The organism is Stenotrophomonas sp. B2, from assembly GCF_014947095.1.
GTDB lineage: Bacteria > Pseudomonadota > Gammaproteobacteria > Xanthomonadales > Xanthomonadaceae > Stenotrophomonas > Stenotrophomonas maltophilia_P.
On the sequence record NZ_JADCQA010000004.1, the window covers coordinates 123056 to 139144 of the forward strand.

A 16089-nucleotide genomic window follows, 5' to 3' on the forward strand; every position below is an offset into this window, starting at 1 on the left:
CCGGTCTCAGGTGTCGGTCGGGCGGGTCTGGTGGAGGAAGTGGCCGGTGACCAGCCACGCGCCCAGCCACCCCAGCAGCAGCGTGCCCAGCAGGACCAGGCTGCCATGCAGCAGGTCCAGGCCGTGCAGCACGAACGGGCTGCCGTAGCTGCGTGACAGGTCAGCCAGCGGCGCGCGCAGGGCGGCGCCGGCAACACCGATCAGGGCCAGCGCCACCGCGCCGGCGCCCAGCCCGTACCAGGCGCCCAGATACAGGAAGGGCCGGCGGATGAAGCCATCGCTGGCGCCGAGCAGCTGCAGCACGCCGATTTCCTCGCGCCGTGCCTGGATGTCGAGGCGCACGGTATTGCCGACCACCAGCGCAGCGCCGACGCCGAGCAGCACCGAAAGCACCTGTACCAGCCGCGCGCCGAACGCCAGCCACGCATCCAGACGCTGCCGCCACAGCGCATCGTGCTGCACCAGATCGGCCTCGGGCAGGCTTTCCAGCGCACGCGCCAGACGCGCATCGTCCTTGCCCTGCCCCGGGGTGATGACCAGCAGCGAAGGCAGCGGATTGTCATTCAGCGCGTCGATCGCCTCGCCAAGGCCGGCATCGCGCAGCTCCTGCAGCCCTTGCTCGGGCGTGCGCACGGTCACCTCGCCGACGTCATCGCGGTCGCGCAGCTGGCCGGCCAGGCGCAACGCACCCGGGCCATCCACCGTGCCCTTGAGGAAGACATTGATGTCGCGCGACTGCTGCACGCTGCCGGCGAAATGCTTGAGGTTGTCCAGCGCGATCGACAGGCCCAGTGGCAGTGCCAGCGCCAGCGCCATGACCATCACCGTCAGCAGGGTCGCCCACGGCTTGCGGCAGGCGCGGCCCAGGCTGAACACCACGCTGTGCACGTGGTGCTGGAACCACACGCCGAGACGCGAGGGTGCGGCGGCTTCGCTGTTTTCGTTCTTCGCCATGCGTTACTCCGCCAGATCCTGCGGCGAGATGTCGTCCACCAGCCGGCCGTGGTCGAGAATCAGCACACGCTTGCGCATGCGACGCAGCAGGGGAAGGTCGTGGCTGACCACCAGCACACTGGTGCCGCGCGCGGGCAGCTCGGCAAACAGGGCCATGATCTCCGCCGCCAGGGTCGGGTCCAGGTTGCCGGTCGGCTCGTCGGCAACCAGCAGCTTGGGTTCACCCACGATGGCGCGGGCGATGCCCACGCGCTGCTGTTCGCCGGCCGACAGCTGCGACGGCAGCGCCTTCTCGCGATGGCCCAGGCCCATCCGTTCCAGCACGGAACGCACGCGCTTGCCGATGTCGCCACGGCGCGTACCGCGCAGGATCAGCGGCAGTGCCACGTTCTCGGCGATGGTCCGGTCCATCAGCAGGCGATGGTCCTGGTACACCGCACCGACCGCGCGCCGATGGCGCGGGACGTCGCCGCCGCGCACCTTCAGCAGGTTGCGCTCGTCGAAGACCACCGCGCCGCGGCTGGGCCGCTCGTCGAGGTGGATCAACTTGAGCAGGGTGCTCTTGCCCGCCCCGGAATGGCCGGTGACGAACAGCATTTCGCCCGGCGCGACCTCGAAGCTGACGTCGATCAGGGCTTCGTGGCCACCGGCGTACTGTTTGCTGACATTGTCGAAGCGCAGGACACTCATGCCCCGATTATGCAGGACCGGCGCGAAGTATCGATAGCGCCGGGACGCGCCCGGGTGGAATCGTCGATCTGCCGCTGCGCGCGCCGGGCATGGCCCGGCGCTACCGCTGACCGGGTGCGCCGATCAGCCGCCCGACAGCATCCGGCGGATCTTGCGGCCGATGCGGGTCAGGAACGAGTCGGCGGCGTCGGTGCTGCGCACCGGCTTGGCCACCACGTGAACCGGCGTCACCGGCGAGGCACCGTTGCCGGCGCTGCCGTTGGCGACCATCGCCTCGCCACCCTCGACCGGACGGCCATGGCGACGACGACGGCGCTTGCGCGGCTTGCGCTCGCCGTCCGCCGCGAGCTCCGGAGCACCTTCGGCACGCGGCGGACGCGGCGGACGCGGGGCCTGGGCCGGGGTGCCGGACCCGGCACCTTCCACCGGCGCGGTCGCGCCCTGCTCGCCTTCCACCCGCGGCTTGCGCGGACCACGCGAGCGGCGTTCGCCGCTGCGCTCGCCATCGCGGCGCTCGCCACGGCCGGCGCCGGAGCGACCACCGCTGCGGCCACCGCCACGACGCTCTTCCTCGGCGGCGCGGGCTTCGCGCGCCTCGCGGAAGATCTGGCCGACGCTCTCGTTCTCGTCACCGTCCTCGCCAGCGACCGTGGCCGGGCGTTCCGGACGCGGCAGTGCGGTCATCAGTTCCTTGGTGACCGGCTCGGACGGAATCTTCTGTTCGATGTAGGCCTCGATGTCCGGCAGGCTCATCGCATAACGCTCGCAGGCGAAGCTGATCGCGTCACCCTCTTCGCCCAGGCGTGCGGTACGGCCGATGCGGTGCACATAGTCTTCGGCGTCGAACGGCAGGTCGTAGTTGTAGACGTACTTGATGCCGTCGATATGCAGGCCGCGGGCAGCCACGTCGGTGGCGACCAGGATTTCCAGCTGGCCCTTCTGGAAGCGGTTGAGCAGGCTCTCGCGCTTCTTCTGCGGCACGTCGCCGGACAGGACGCCGACCCGGTACCCGGCCTTTTCCAGCGAACGCGCCACGCGCTCGACGAAGACCTTGGTGTTGACGAAGACCATGGTGCGGGCGCCTTCGCTGCGCGAGAGCAGGCCCAGCAGCAACGGGATCTTCTCGTCGTCGGCCGGGAAGTAGATCTTCTGGCGCACGCGCGCGGCGGTCACTGTTTCAGCTTCGACCACCAGCTTCTGCGGCTCGTTCATGTGCTCGTAGGCCAGCTCCAGCACGCGATGGCTGAGGGTGGCGCTGAACAGCAGGGTCTGCCGGGTGGTGCGCTCGGGCATGCGGCGCAGCAGGAAGCGGATGTCCTTGATGAAGCCCAGGTCGAACATGCGGTCGGCTTCGTCCAGCACGCAGATCTCGCAGGCGTGCAGCGAAACCACCTTGTGCTGCTTGACGTAATCGATCAGGCGGCCGGGGGTGGCGATGATCACATCCACGCCCTGCTGCAGGATCTCGCGCTGCTTGTCGTAATCCACGCCACCGTAGACGAGGGCGAAACGCAGGCCCAGGTCGGAACCGAACTTCACGGCGTCCTTGTGGATCTGGATCGCCAGCTCGCGGGTGGGCGCCAGGATCAGCGCGCGCGGGTCTTCCGCCTTGCGGTCGGCCAGCGCCGGGCGGCTCAGCAGGCGGTTGACCACGGCAACCAGGAACGCCAGCGTCTTGCCGGTGCCGGTCTGGGCCTGGCCGGCGACATCACCACCGGCCAGCGCGACCGGCAGTGTCAGCGCCTGGATCGGGGTGCAGCGGGTGAATCCGGCTCCTTCAAGGCCAGCCTGCAGGGCCGGATGCAGCTCAAAGGAGGAAAAGGTCAAATCGGTCAGCGGTTTGTCGCTCATGAGTCCGTCTTGGTATGGCCACCGGCCAGCGGGCGGGCAGCACTGCATCGTCTGGGGGCACCGTCGCAAACTGCGGCCCCTGCGGCGGGTCGGCGGACCGGGACCACCGGGTCCGCGCGCCGCTCAATGCCCCAGTTTAACGCACTCCGGCGACCAAACCGGAATGAACCGTCTCACACAACTGCGAGACTGACTCGCTCGGCCGCCTCTTCACCCAGCCACACCGCGCTTGAACAGCCCTGCCCGGGGGCGCTGGAGTCTGCGCCTGCCGGCCCCCACTTCAAGAAGACAGTGAAATCCGACACATACCGCGCTTCGAAGCGATCACGATACGCTGGGTTCCAGCCGGCGACTGTCCGTGCCCCGCGATAGGGGTACACTGCCGGCCGTGAGCGTCCAGGCATCCCGCCGAACGCACCGCGGCAGGACGCCGCGAGGCAACGACGAGGGTCGCGCCACCGGGCAAGGCCCAGTTCACCCACCTCCGGCCTGGCCGGGTGCAATCCAAGACGAGAAACCAAGATGAGCGACAAGGTTGTACACGTCGGCGATGCCGACTTTGATAGCGCCGTGCTGAATTCCAAGGAACCGGTGCTGGTCGATTTCTGGGCCGAGTGGTGTGGCCCGTGCAAGATGATCGCCCCCGCGCTGGACGAGCTGGCCGATGCCTACCAGGGCCGCGCCAAGATCGCCAAGGTCAACGTCGACAACAATCGTGCGCTGGCCGCCAAGTACCACGTGCGTTCGATCCCGTACCTGGTCGTGTTCAAGGATGGCGAGAAGGTCGGCGAGCAGATCGGTGCGGTGGGCAAGGCCCAGCTGGCCGGCCTGCTGGACAAGGCCCTGGCCTGATCCTGTAACGACTCCGGCAGCCGCCCGGTGCGGCTGCCGGCAGGCGCGGACCGCGCCTGCATGAATGCTGTTCCCGGCGACCCTTGCACGGCGCCGCGGGCCGATGATAGTGTCGGCACATCCGGCCGCGTTCGCGTGCCGCACCTTCTGGACGCAGTTTCTTCCAGACCCATCCCCAACGTTCGCCGCCCCAGCCGGGCGCTCGCACCTTCAAGCGAGGAATAACGCTCTTGTCCGATAACACTCCCGAAACCGGCAGCGCAGAAGCGCCCGCCGAAAAGCGCGTGCGCAAGGCCCGCGTGACCAAGGCTGCCGCACCGGCCGCCGCCGAAACCAGCGCGCCCCCCGCGCAGCCGACCCTGCCGCTGGCCGCCGCGCCCGAAGCACCGGCGCCGGCCGCAGCCGCTCCCGCGCCGAGCGCGCCCGCCGCCGAGGCCCCTGCCAGCAGTGGCGGCGGTGAAGGCGGTGAGGGTCGCGAATCCGGCCAGCCGCGGCAGCAGAACCCTCAGGGTGGCGGCCAGCATCAGCACAACCAGAATGGCCAGCAGGGCCAGGGCCAGGGCCAGGGCAACCGCCGTGACCGTTTCCGCAACCGCCGCGACCGCGACCGCAACAACCGCTTCCGCGATGACGGCATGCCCAACGAGGGCGGCGAGCAGCAGGCGTTCGTGCCGCGCGTGCAGCCGACGGTGCCGGAAGGCTTCCCGGTCTATTCGCTGAGCGATCTCAAGCGCATGCCGGCACAGAAGCTGCTGGAAATCGCCGAACAGCTGCAGATCTCCGAAGGCGTGGCGCGTGCCCGCAAGCAGGATGTGATCTTCGCCCTGCTGAAGGTGCTGACCCGCCACGGCGACGGCGTTGCCGCCGATGGCGTGCTGGAGATCCTGCCGGACGGCTTCGGCTTCCTGCGCGCGGCCGAAGCCAGCTACCTGGCCGGCCCGGACGACACCTACATTTCGCCCAGCCAGATCCGCCGTTTCAACCTGCGTACCGGCGACCACCTGTCCGGCCGCATCCGCTTCCCGAAGGACGGCGAGCGCTACTTCGCGCTGTCGATCGTGGACACCATCAACGGTGAGCCGCTGGAAGCGTCGAAGAACAAGGTGCTGTTCGAGAACCTGACCCCGCTGTTCCCGCGTCGCCGCTTCACCCTGGAGCGCGGCAACGGTTCGTCGGAAGACATCACCGGCCGCATCCTCGACCTGATGGCCCCGCAGGGCAAGGGCCAGCGCTCGCTGATCGTCTCCCAGCCGAAGGCGGGCAAGACGATGATGATGCAGCAGGTCGCCACCGCGATCACCACCAATCATCCGGACGTGCACCTGATCGTGCTGCTGATCGACGAGCGCCCGGAAGAAGTGACCGAAATGCAGCGCACCGTGCGCGGCGAGGTCATCAGCTCGACCTTCGACGAGCCGGCCGCACGCCACGTGCAGGTCGCCGAAATGGTGATCGAACGGGCCAAGCGCCTGGTCGAGCACAAGAAGGACGTGGTGATCCTGCTGGACTCGATCACCCGCCTGGCACGCGCCTACAACAACGTCGTGCCGAGCTCGGGCAAGGTGCTGACCGGTGGTGTGGACGCCAACGCCCTGCACCGCCCGAAGCGCTTCTTCGGTGCCGCGCGCAACGTTGAAGAAGGCGGCAGCCTGACCATCATCGCCACCGCGCTGGTCGACACCGGCTCGAAGATGGACGAGGTGATCTACGAAGAGTTCAAGGGCACCGGCAACAGCGAAGTGCACCTGAGCCGCCGCATCGCCGAGAAGCGCGTGTTCCCGGCCATCGACATCAACCGCTCCGGCACCCGCCGCGAAGACCTGCTGATCGAGCCGGAACTGCTGCAGAAGATCTGGATCCTGCGCAAGCTGCTGCATCCGATGGATGAAATGGCCGCGATGGAATTCCTGCTGGACAAGATGAAGAACACCAAGTCCAACGACGAGTTCTTCGGTTCGATGAAGCGATAAGAAGAAAGCCCCGCACTGCGGGGCTTTTTTTGTCATACGATAGTTCCCCGATAGGCATTGGGCACCGCCCACGTGGGCACCGCGTTTGCCGTGGTATCCTGAAGACTAGCGGGCTGGTGCTAAGCGAATCTCAATTCGCCAGGGGTGTTCGATTCCCCCCCGTCTTTACTTCATCTTGATGTGCTTGGCATCCGCAGCAATCGAGCTAAGCTCCTCAGACAGGCCGGTTGCGCCGACAAAGTTCGCGCTGCGAAGCTTCGCCCCGTCGAACTTCGTCCTTGTGCAGTTTGCACCTCGAAAGATCGCGCTGCTCAGATCTGCGTTTGAGAAATCTGCACCAGTCAAATCTGCCCCAGAGAAATCGCAGCCTTTGAAGCGGGCCCCCACCAGTTTCGCGCGCACGAGCTTCGCGCCACGGAAAGTAGTCCGCTTTGCTCTGACGTCAAGGAAAACGGCCCCATCAAAGTCACATCCGGTGAAGGCGCAATCTCTGAGACTGGATTTTGAAATGACTACGCCCTGTGCACTGGAGTCGACAAGATCCAATCCCTCAAGGCTTACATCATTGATACGAGCGGTTGCGATCGTGACCTTTTTCACCCCCAGCGAGGACAGGCGGCGTAGTTCTCCGTAGATCCGATATCCGGCATCACTTCCCCTGTAGTGTCTGAGATCCTCAAGATCACGAAGAACTTGCTTCTTTAGATCGGACCGTTCGCTTCTCCGCTGGAACAGATAGGCGACCAAACCGATGACCAGCAGGTCCAGAATCATTCCATGTGCTTCGACCAACACATTCTCGAAGAACTCTTTCGAGTAAAGCCCCCATGTTGTGTTTGGAAAGACGTGACCCGAGACCCACGACCAGCGACCGGTCACTGCGATGATCACCGTGCCGCTCAGAACCAATGCAAGGATCGGAATCCTGAGCTCGTACAACCAGTACTTCATTCGCGCCAGAATCATGCTATCTGCACACATTTGATGTGAAGCGTGATGATACAAGCACCCACATACGCGCTCGTCGGAGATTTGTCTGAACAGACATAGCTTGCCTTCTATCCAGCAGGCAGGGTTACGGGCAGGCCACCGCGTCTTCGGCGGTAGCCGTGTTGGCCGTCAACCTGACCCGGGTGAATGCCGCGGCGAACGGCGCGTCGGCGCTGACCACGAACGGGGCTTCCACCGCGCCCAGGTCCACGCCGCGCTTTGCAAAGCAGGCCAATGGCACGGTCACCGTCTGCTTCTGCCCGGGCGCCAGCGCGACCAGCTGCGGGGCGATGTCCACCCCACCCTCACAGCCGCTGCCACACTGCATGGTCACCTTCACCGGCGATGCCGGGCGCTTCACCAGCTGCACATCGAACTGCAGCGCGCCGTTGCTGCGCGCCAGTGCGCCGAGATTGCGGCGCGAGGTGCTGCGTGCGATCAGCTGCGCCGGGGCCCGCCAGGTCACCTCCTTGGCGTCCTGCTGGGTGTTCACCTGCACGGTGCGCACCTGCACCACCGGCTTGGCGGTGGGCCAGCGCAGCGTAGCGTTCAGATCATTGCCAAGCGGTTGGGTCGCTCCCGCGGCGGCAACGTGCAGGGCGAATGGCGGCGTGTCGGCGCGGTTGAAGATCGGCAGCACGGTGACTTCGCCGCAGCTGTCCGGGTCAGCTTCCTCGAGCCTGGCGACCTTGCCGCCCTTGGCGTAGCTGAGGCCATAGCCAAGCGCGAACAGCGCCGGCTTCTTCGCGTCGGGCTGGTCGATCGGTGCCGGGCACGGAACGCCCGGCCACGGGAAGCTGAGGCGTCCACGGAAGTCGTGTGCCGGCTTGCCGCCCTTGCCCGCCACCAGCACATCCGTCACGCCCTTGCCTTCGGTGCCCGGCAGCCAGGCGGCGACGAAGGCGCTGGACAGATTGAGCAGGTCGTTGACATACATCGGGCGACCGGACAGGTAGACGGTCACCACCGGCTTGCCGGTTGCAGCTGCGGCCTTCAGCGCGGCCAGGTCCTGCGGGTAGGCCCGGCTGTGGCTGACGGTATCCGAAGCGAGAATATCGCCGTTGGTTTCCGCATAGGGCGTCTCACCGATCACCGCCAGCACCACATCGAAAGCCTTCGGATCGACGCCTTGGCCATCGGCGCTGAAGCTGACCTTGTCCGCACCCAGTTCGGCGCGCAGCGCGCCCAGCACGGAATCGGCGTTGGGAAAATCGGAATTCCTGTTCTCGGTGCCCTGCCAGGTCAGCGACCAGCCACCGGACTGGTCGCCGATGCTGTCGGCGCTCTTGCCGACCACCAGCACCCGTGCATCGCGGCGCAGCGGCAGCACCTTGCCTTCATTCTTCAGCAGCACCAGCGATTCGCGCACGGCACGCCGGGCCAGGTCACGGTGCTGCACGGCACTGGCATCGCCGGCGTAGCGGCTGTCGGACGGCTTGTGGTCGAACAGGCCCGCGCGCAGCTTCACCCGCAGGATGCGGGCGACCGCATCGTCGATGCGCGTCAGCGGAATCTCACCGCTCTTGACCTGCGCGGTGGTGTTGGCGATGAACGCTTTCCAGTCGTCGGGCACCATCACCATGTCGATGCCGGCATTGATGGCCTGCGCACAGCTGTCGTTGCGGCAGCCCGGCACCTGCGCGATGCCGTTCCAGTCGGAGACGACGAAGCCATCAAAACCCATCTTGTCCTTCAACGCATCGGTCAGCAGCGCCTTGCTGCCGTGCATCTTGCCGTAGTCCACGCCTGCGGCGCGGTCGTTCCAGCTGTTGAACGAGGCCATCACCGTCTGCGCCCCCTCGGCGAGCGCACCATAGTAGCCCTGCGCGTGGACGTTGATCATGGTGTTCTTGTCGACCAGCGCCTCACCCTGGTCGCGGCCGTTGTCGGTGGCACCATCGCCCAGGTAGTGCTTGGCGGTGGTGACCACGTTGCCGTCGTCCTTGAAGGTGCCCTGTGCTCCCTTCACGTAGGCGTGGGCGTAGCTGCGGATCACCGCCGGGTCGGACGTATAGCTCTCATAGGTGCGGCCCCAGCGAGGGTCATGGGCCACGGCCAGGGTGGGTGCGAACACCCAGCCGATGCCGGTGGCGCGCACCGAGCGCGCGGTCGCCTCGCCGATGCGTTCGATCAGTTCGGCATCGCCGGCCGCGCCCAGGCCGATGTTGTGCGGGAACAGGGTCGCACCCAGCACGTTGTTGTGGCCGTGCACCGCATCGGTGCCCCAGATGACCGGCACCGGCGTCTTCGCATCGGTTGCCAGCGATGCAGCGTGGTAGGCATCGGCCAGCTGCAGCCAGTCCTGCACGCTGGCGTGCTTGTCCATGCCCGGCCAGGAGCCACCGCCATTGAGGACCGAGCCGATGTAGTAGCGGCGCACCTCGTCCGGCGTGATGGTCTTGATCTCGGCCTGGGTCATCTGCCCGATCTTCTGCGCCAGCGTCATCTGCGCAAGGATCTCCTGCACGCGCCTTTCGATATCCGCATCTGCAGCGATCACGCTGTGGACGCGCGGCCAGTCCTGCAGGCGTTCGCCCGTGGACGGCGCGGCACCCGCCGATGCGGCCAGGGCGGCCAGCAGACAGCCGGAAAGAAGGGTCTGGGTGGGGCGCTTCACTGGGTACTACCTCCGTGGATGACGTTCCTGGCGTGCGGGACTGCAGCGGCACGTCGGTATGGGCGATCGGACGCCTGTCCTGACAGCGCTGTCATATAAGCCTGCCTGCATCGTGTCAATGAGCGATCGCACATCCTGTGGCGGCAATCGCGTAACGGCGGGCTTTGCGGCCGACGCAGCACACGGCCCGCGGCGGTGGGTGTTGCGACGCGACAAGAATTCAGGACGTGCCAGTCCCCCTCGCGTCGTGGCACCATCCGCCTGCTCCGGCAACACCGACATCGCAGGTACGCACTACCATCGGCGCGTCGCCGCCGCCTTCCAGGAGGATCCACCGCATCATGCGCAGTCGAATCGAGGATGTCGCCGCCGTTGCCGGGGTATCGATCAAGACGGTGTCCCGCGTGCTCAACCGCGAGCCGAACGTGCGCGAGCAGACCCGCGAACGGGTGCTGGCGGCCGTGGCGCGCCTGGGCTACAAGCCCAATCTCTCCGCGCGCAGCCTGGCCGGACAGCGCTCGTACGCGCTGGCACTGGTCTACAACAATCCTTCGCGCAACTACCTGATGGAAATCCAGAACGGCATGCTCGAGGCCTGCCACGCACAGCACTACAACCTGATCCTCGGCCCGGTGGGCACTGGCCGGCGTACCCTGCCCGACATGACCGCGCTGTTCGAGAACTCGCGTCCGGATGGCGTGGTGCTGATCCCGCCGCTGACCGACGACGAAGTAGTGCTGTCGTACCTGGAAGAGCATGACATTCCCTTCGCCTGCATCGCCCCGCGACACCCGGAGGGACGCATCGGCGTGCGCATGGATGAAACCACTGCGGTGGTCGAGCTGATCGGTCACCTGGTCGCGCAGGGCCACCGCCGCATTGCCCACATCAAGGGGCCGCGCGCGCATGGTGCCTGCCAGTGGCGCTACGCCGGTTACCGCCAGGCCCTGCGGCAGGCAGGTATCGCCTACGATCCGGCGCTGGTGGTCAACGGCCAGTTCTCGTTCGAGTCCGGCGTGGACGCAGCCAACCTGCTGCTCGACATGGATGAGCCTCCCACGGCAATCTTCGCCGCCAACGACGACATGGCCGCGGCCGTGTATCGCGTCGCGGGCGAACGCGGCCTTCGCGTGCCGCGCGACCTTTCGGTGTGCGGGTTCGACGACACCCCGATCGCAGGGCACATCTACCCTGCACTCACCACCGTGCGCCAACCGACCTCGCACATGGGGCGGCTGGCCACCGAACAGCTGATCGAGCACATCCGTGCCGAAGCCGCTGGCCGCATGATCACGGTCGAGCACGCGGTACTCGAACGCGAGTCGACCGCCGCACCACGGCGACGTTGAGCCAGCGGCGAACCTGCGGCTCACGCGGCAGGCAGCCGCGAACCCTTCCATGCATAGAAGGCAATGTAGAGATAACACAGCGCCGGCAGCAGGAACGACAGCTGCAGGCCATGATTGTCGGCAAGCCAGCCCATGGCCAGCGGGATGACCGCACCGCCGACGATCGCCATCACCAACAGGCTTGAAGCCTGTCCGGTGAGAGCTCCAAGGCGGGTGATCGCCAGCGCGAAGATGGTCGGAAACATGATGGAGTTGAACAGTCCGATGCTCACCACCGCCCACTTGGCCAGGCCACCCGTGGTGGAGACGGTGATGCCGAGCAGCAGCACCACCGCGAGCGCGAAAAGACCGAGCAGCCAGCGCGCATCCAACCGCGCCAGCAGCGCCGCGCCAAGCAGGCGCCCGACCAGCGCACCGCCCCAATAGAGCGAGACATAACCGGTGGCCTCCTGCTCGGTCATGCCCTGGCCGATGCCCGGCGAGGACAGGAAGTTGACCAGCACGCTGCCGATGGAAACTTCCGCGCCCACGTAGCAGAAGATGGCCAGCACACCCAGTCGCACATGGCGGTGGCGCAGGACGTCCCACGGCCGGCTTCGCGCGCCGGTGCGTTTCTCCACGCCGGGAATGGTGGGAAGACGGAACATCCAGATCGCTGCCGCCAGCAGGAACAGGACCACGGCCAGGCCGAAGTACGGCAGCTGCACCGATTGCGCTTCGGCTGCACGGTAGGCCAGTGCTTCGGCCTGCGGCAACAGCGCCAGCTGCTCCTCGCTGCGCGGCTGCGCCGACAGGATCAGCAGGCCACCGAACAACGGTGCCAGCGTGGTGCCCAGCGAGTTCATCGATTGCGCCAGGGTCAACCGGCTGGAGCTGGTGCGCTCCTCGCCCAGCAATGCCACGTAGGGGTTGGCTGCCACCTGCAGCACGGTGATGCCGGTGGCCAGCACGAACAACGCTGCCAGGAACAGCCCATAGACATGGGCGGCCGCAGCCGGCCAGAACAGCAGCGAGCCGACGCCTGCAATGGCCAGCCCGGCGACGATGCCGCGCTTGTATCCCACCGCAGCCACCAGCCGGCCAGCAGGCAGCGACATCAGGAAGTAGGCGCCGAAGAAGGTGAACTGGATGAGCATCGCCTGCACCCAGCTCAGCGCGAACGCCGCTTTCAGGTGCGGAATGAGGATGTCGTTGAGGCAGGTCAGGAAGCCCCACATGAAGAAGATGGCGGTGACCACCGCCAGTGCGCGGGTGGTCCCCTGCACGTGATGTCCTCGAATGGTCGTTGCTGTGTCCATTGCTTGTCCTTCCAGTCAGTGATCGAAGCCATCCTGCGGTCATGCGTGACATTTGCAGCCATTGTGATTGTCCAGCGCTGTCAGTCCGACGAATGCCCTGACCCGTGCGGGCTGAAAGCTGATCCGCGCAGTTTTGTTCTGCACCGCACAACACTTTCCTGCCCTCGTGTTGGCAGCGCTGTCATCCCTGCAAAACCGCTGCAGATGCCGTCGCACAAGGCGTTGTTTCCGAAGCGACGAGGTTCTGGCAACGATTTCACAGCGCGCCTTGCGACCGCCGACGCGGCGCACTTCATGGCAGTTTGTTGACAACGCTGTCAAGCGTCGCTCCAATCCGGGCCACATGCAGTAGTCCGTGATTGAACGAAGCAGGATCGCCATTACCGAATTCCCTGGGGAGGGAGCTTCCATGAAGACGTACAAGGCAGTACCTCGCAAGACGATGCTCACTTCCGCGCTGCTGGCTGCGCTGGCCGCCCCGGCATGGGCACAGGACGCACCCGGCACCAACGAACCAGTCGATCCGACCACGCTCGATGCGGTGCAGGTCACCGGTATCCGCGGCAGCCTGACCTCATCGATGAACCTCAAGCGCGACAGCCAGGGCGTGGTTGACGGCATCGTCGCCGAGGACATCGGCAAGTTCCCGGACACCAACCTGGCCGAATCATTGCAGCGCATCAGCGGCGTTTCCATCGACCGCACCTCCAGCGGCGAAGGGTCCAAGGTGACCGTGCGCGGCATTGGTCCGGACTACAACCTGGTGCTGCTGAACGGGCGGCAGATGCCGGCGTCGAATCTGGGCAACGGCGGCGGCGGCCTGTCCGGCTCGCGCTCGTTCGACTTCGCCAACCTCGCTTCCGAGTCGATCTCTGCGGTGGAGGTATACAAGACCAGCCGCGCCGACAATCCTGCCGGTGGCATCGGTGCCACCATCAACATCAAGACGCTGCGGCCGCTGGAGTCCGAGCCGGTGATCAGCCTTGGTCTGAAGGCGGTCAACGATTCGTCCAACGACAACCTGCCGCGGACCCTGCGCGGCTCCAACGTCACCGGCGAGCTCTCGGGCATCTTCAGCCAGCGCTACGCCGACGATCGCTTCGGCGTGACGTTCAGTGCCAGCCACCAGGAACGTGATTCCGGCTTCAACCAGGCCACCGTGGCCGAGGGCTGGGCCACGTTCAAGGGCAACGAGAGCGCGGACTGGCGGGCGCTGCCGCTGCCTGGCCAGGGGTATTCCGACCGCATCACCAACCGCCCCGGCCCCGACGACGTCTACGCACGTCCGCAGAACACCGCCTACAACGTCAACGGCGTGCAGCGGCAGCGCACCAACGCGCAGGCGACGTTCCAGTGGAAGCCGGCCGACAATGTCACCACCACGCTGGACTACACCTATGTCGAGAACAAGGTGCAGCAGCAGCGCAGCGAGCTGTCGGTCTGGTTCAACTATGGTCCGGGCGACAGCATCTGGACCAACGGCCCGGTGTCCGCGCCGATCATCTACAGCGAGGACATGACCAATTCGGACGTGTCGATGGGCGGCGCCAAACTGGCCACCAAGACCGACATGCACTCGCTGGGCTTCAACGTCGACTGGGAAGTGAACGACGCGCTGGACCTGTCCTTCGATGTGCACAACGCCGAGTCGGAATCGCGGCCGGACAGTCCCTATGGCTCGGCGGGCGTGCTCGGCGTGGCCGCCTTCGTGCGTGGCACCACCACCGTCGACTACAGCGGCGACCTGCCGATCATCAACATCGCACTGCCGCCGGGCGGCGTGCAGGCCTCCGACGCACTGGTCACCGGCTCGGTGTTCCAGAACAGCTACAACAAGTCCAAGGTGCAGCAGTACCAGGGCCGCGGCACGTTCCGCTTCGCCGACTATTCGGCGCTGGACTTCGGCGTGGGCCACACCCAGGTGGAGAACCGCTCTGCCTCGGCCATCATGCAGCGCAACAGCTGGGGCGGTCTGGGCTCTCCGGCCGACTACGCCGATGACATCTGGTACGCCGACAACATGGGCAAGTACTTCAAGGCATTCTCCGGCCACAACGATCCGCGCCTGACCGGCCAGTTCCTGGTGTTCGACTTCGACCGCCTGATCGATCGCGCGGCCCAGGTCGGCACCGATTCCGATCCGGCCTGCCCGAGCTGCTACTACGCACCGACGGAGTACTCCGAGGACATCCGCACCACCGAGAAGTCGAAGAGTGCCTACCTGCAGTACCGCACCACGTTGGATTGGTCGATGCCACTGCACGTGGCCGTCGGCGCGCGCTACGAGCAGACCGAGGTGGAGTCGAATGCGCTGGTGCGCGTACCGACCGGCATCAGCTGGAGTTCGGCCAACGAGTTCAACATCGACTACGCCGCCGATCGCGGCTTCGTCGGTGGCAAGGGCAAGTACGACTACGTGCTGCCGAACGTTGATCTGAAACTGGACCTGGCCGAGACGCTGGCGCTGCGCGGCAGCTACAGCCGCACCCTGGGCCGGCCGAGCTGGACGCAGATCCAGAGCGGTCAGTCGCTGGCCGACATCGTGCGCACCCAGGGCGGCACCGGCACCCGCGGCAATCCGGGTCTGGAGCCGCTGATCTCGGACAACTTCGATCTGTCGCTGGAGTGGTACTACGGCGAGGCCAGCTATGCCTCCGTGGGCTTCTTCCGCAAGAACATCAAGAACTTCATCAGCGACACCATCGTGCGCGAGAACGCCGGCACCCTGCATACGCCGGTCGGTGGCGCGTACTGGAACGAGGCACTGGCATCGGGCTGCGGCACCACCGACATGCCCTGCATCCGCGACTACATCTTCACCAACCATGCCGGGGATCCTGGCGTGACCTATACCGGGCGCAATTCGGCCGGGCAGATGACCGGCACCATCGTCGGCCAGCCCAACGACCCGGTGGCCGGTTTCGACATCACGGTACCGGCCAACCAGCACTCGGATCACCTCGACGGCTGGGAAGTGGCGGTGCAGCACCTGTTCGGCCAGTCCGGCTTCGGCGTGGCCGCGAACTACACCAAGGTGAAGTCGGGGCTGACGTTCAACAACCTCAGCCTGGGCGACCAGTACCCGATGATCGGCCTGAGCGATTCGGCCAACGTGGTCGCGTTCTACGACAAGAACGCCTGGCAGATCCGCGCGGCCTACAACTGGCGCGACAAGTTCCTAAACGGCATCGGTGGCCAGGGCCCGAACCCGAACTACACTGCCGCGTACGGTCAGCTCGATCTCAACATCAGCTACGCGGTCAGCGAACAGCTGACGCTGAGCCTGGAAGCAATCAACCTGACCGACGAGACCATGCGCACCTATTCGCGGCACACCAACATGCTGCGTTATGCCACCCAGACCGGTCCGCGCTACATGTTCGGCGTCCGCTACAAGTTCTGACCGGCGGCGGAGGGCTCGTGGAGCCGGGTTCATGCCCGGCCCACGCCGCACGGGTGCATGATGCGCGGACCCAAGGCCGCCGGGCACGGGCCCGGCCCTCCATCACGACCAGGAT

The 16089-nt window shown here is 66.1% G+C and carries 10 protein-coding genes; 4 read left to right on the forward strand and 6 right to left on the reverse strand.

The genetic code is table 11. The features are described 5' to 3' along the window. Window positions 1-6: 6 nt before the first annotated feature. The 3 genes from ftsX to rhlB all read right to left on the reverse strand — a co-directional run bounded on the left by ftsX (window position 7) and on the right by rhlB (window position 3495). On the reverse strand, window positions 7-954 hold the full coding sequence (ftsX, locus tag IMX13_RS05740) for a permease-like cell division protein FtsX (RefSeq protein ID WP_193395997.1): 948 nt from the start codon (window positions 952-954) through the stop codon (window positions 7-9). A gap of 3 nt (window positions 955-957) precedes the next feature. Beyond that, the gene (gene ftsE, locus IMX13_RS05745) at window positions 958-1644 is read right to left on the reverse strand and encodes a cell division ATP-binding protein FtsE (protein WP_053515652.1); all 687 of its coding nucleotides are present in this window, start codon (window positions 1642-1644) and stop codon (window positions 958-960) included. A gap of 123 nt (window positions 1645-1767) precedes the next feature. Then, window positions 1768-3495 (reverse strand): ATP-dependent RNA helicase RhlB, encoded by a 1728-nt coding sequence (gene rhlB / locus IMX13_RS05750; RefSeq protein ID WP_065174408.1) that lies wholly within the window; start codon window positions 3493-3495, stop codon window positions 1768-1770. A gap of 522 nt (window positions 3496-4017) precedes the next feature. On the opposite strand from rhlB, the gene trxA reads away from it, so the two are divergent. Together trxA and rho are read left to right on the forward strand one after the other, a co-directional pair. After that, window positions 4018-4347 carry a thioredoxin gene (gene trxA / locus IMX13_RS05755; RefSeq protein ID WP_025878607.1) on the forward strand — a complete coding sequence of 110 codons (330 nt, stop codon included), beginning with the start codon at window positions 4018-4020 and terminating at the stop codon, window positions 4345-4347. Between the two features lie 230 nt (window positions 4348-4577). Further along, window positions 4578-6317, forward strand: a complete 1740-nt coding sequence (gene rho / locus IMX13_RS05760; protein ID WP_193395998.1) for a transcription termination factor Rho — start codon at window positions 4578-4580, stop codon at window positions 6315-6317. Window positions 6318-6482: 165 nt separating this feature from the next. Here rho and IMX13_RS05765 read toward each other — a convergent pair whose 3' ends face one another. Both IMX13_RS05765 and IMX13_RS05770 read right to left on the reverse strand, forming a co-directional pair. Continuing rightward, on the reverse strand, window positions 6483-7268 hold the full coding sequence (locus tag IMX13_RS05765; protein WP_193395999.1) for a pentapeptide repeat-containing protein: 786 nt from the start codon (window positions 7266-7268) through the stop codon (window positions 6483-6485). Window positions 7269-7392: 124 nt separating this feature from the next. Further along, the gene (locus IMX13_RS05770; protein ID WP_193396000.1) at window positions 7393-9924 is read right to left on the reverse strand and encodes an exo 1,3/1,4-beta-D-glucan glucohydrolase; all 2532 of its coding nucleotides are present in this window, start codon (window positions 9922-9924) and stop codon (window positions 7393-7395) included. Between the two features lie 341 nt (window positions 9925-10265). Here IMX13_RS05770 and IMX13_RS05775 point away from each other — a divergent pair, with 341 nt between their 5' ends. Continuing rightward, window positions 10266-11273, forward strand: coding sequence for a LacI family DNA-binding transcriptional regulator (locus tag IMX13_RS05775; RefSeq protein WP_053515642.1), 1008 nt, complete (start codon window positions 10266-10268; stop codon window positions 11271-11273). A gap of 20 nt (window positions 11274-11293) precedes the next feature. On the opposite strand, the gene IMX13_RS05780 is transcribed toward IMX13_RS05775, so the two are convergent. Then, the gene (locus IMX13_RS05780) at window positions 11294-12490 is read right to left on the reverse strand and encodes a sugar MFS transporter (protein ID WP_227255330.1); all 1197 of its coding nucleotides are present in this window, start codon (window positions 12488-12490) and stop codon (window positions 11294-11296) included. Window positions 12491-12980: 490 nt separating this feature from the next. On the opposite strand from IMX13_RS05780, the gene IMX13_RS05785 reads away from it, so the two are divergent. Further along, on the forward strand, window positions 12981-15974 hold the full coding sequence (locus IMX13_RS05785; protein ID WP_065174397.1) for a TonB-dependent receptor: 2994 nt from the start codon (window positions 12981-12983) through the stop codon (window positions 15972-15974). Window positions 15975-16089: the final 115 nt, after the last annotated feature.

What these genes read in the sequence shown, in the direction of transcription:
- IMX13_RS05785 (WP_065174397.1), top strand. Translation starts at nt 12,981, where the DNA reads ATGAAGACGTACAAGGCAGTACCTCGCAAGACGATGCTCACTTCCGCG.
- rhlB (WP_065174408.1), bottom strand. Translation starts at nt 3,495, where the DNA reads ATGAGCGACAAACCGCTGACCGATTTGACCTTTTCCTCCTTTGAGCTG.
- IMX13_RS05775 (WP_053515642.1), top strand. Translation starts at nt 10,266, where the DNA reads ATGCGCAGTCGAATCGAGGATGTCGCCGCCGTTGCCGGGGTATCGATC.
- IMX13_RS05780 (WP_227255330.1), bottom strand. Translation starts at nt 12,490, where the DNA reads ATGTGGGGCTTCCTGACCTGCCTCAACGACATCCTCATTCCGCACCTG.
- ftsE (WP_053515652.1), bottom strand. Translation starts at nt 1,644, where the DNA reads ATGAGTGTCCTGCGCTTCGACAATGTCAGCAAACAGTACGCCGGTGGC.
- ftsX (WP_193395997.1), bottom strand. Translation starts at nt 954, where the DNA reads ATGGCGAAGAACGAAAACAGCGAAGCCGCCGCACCCTCGCGTCTCGGC.
- trxA (WP_025878607.1), top strand. Translation starts at nt 4,018, where the DNA reads ATGAGCGACAAGGTTGTACACGTCGGCGATGCCGACTTTGATAGCGCC.
- IMX13_RS05765 (WP_193395999.1), bottom strand. Translation starts at nt 7,268, where the DNA reads ATGAAGTACTGGTTGTACGAGCTCAGGATTCCGATCCTTGCATTGGTT.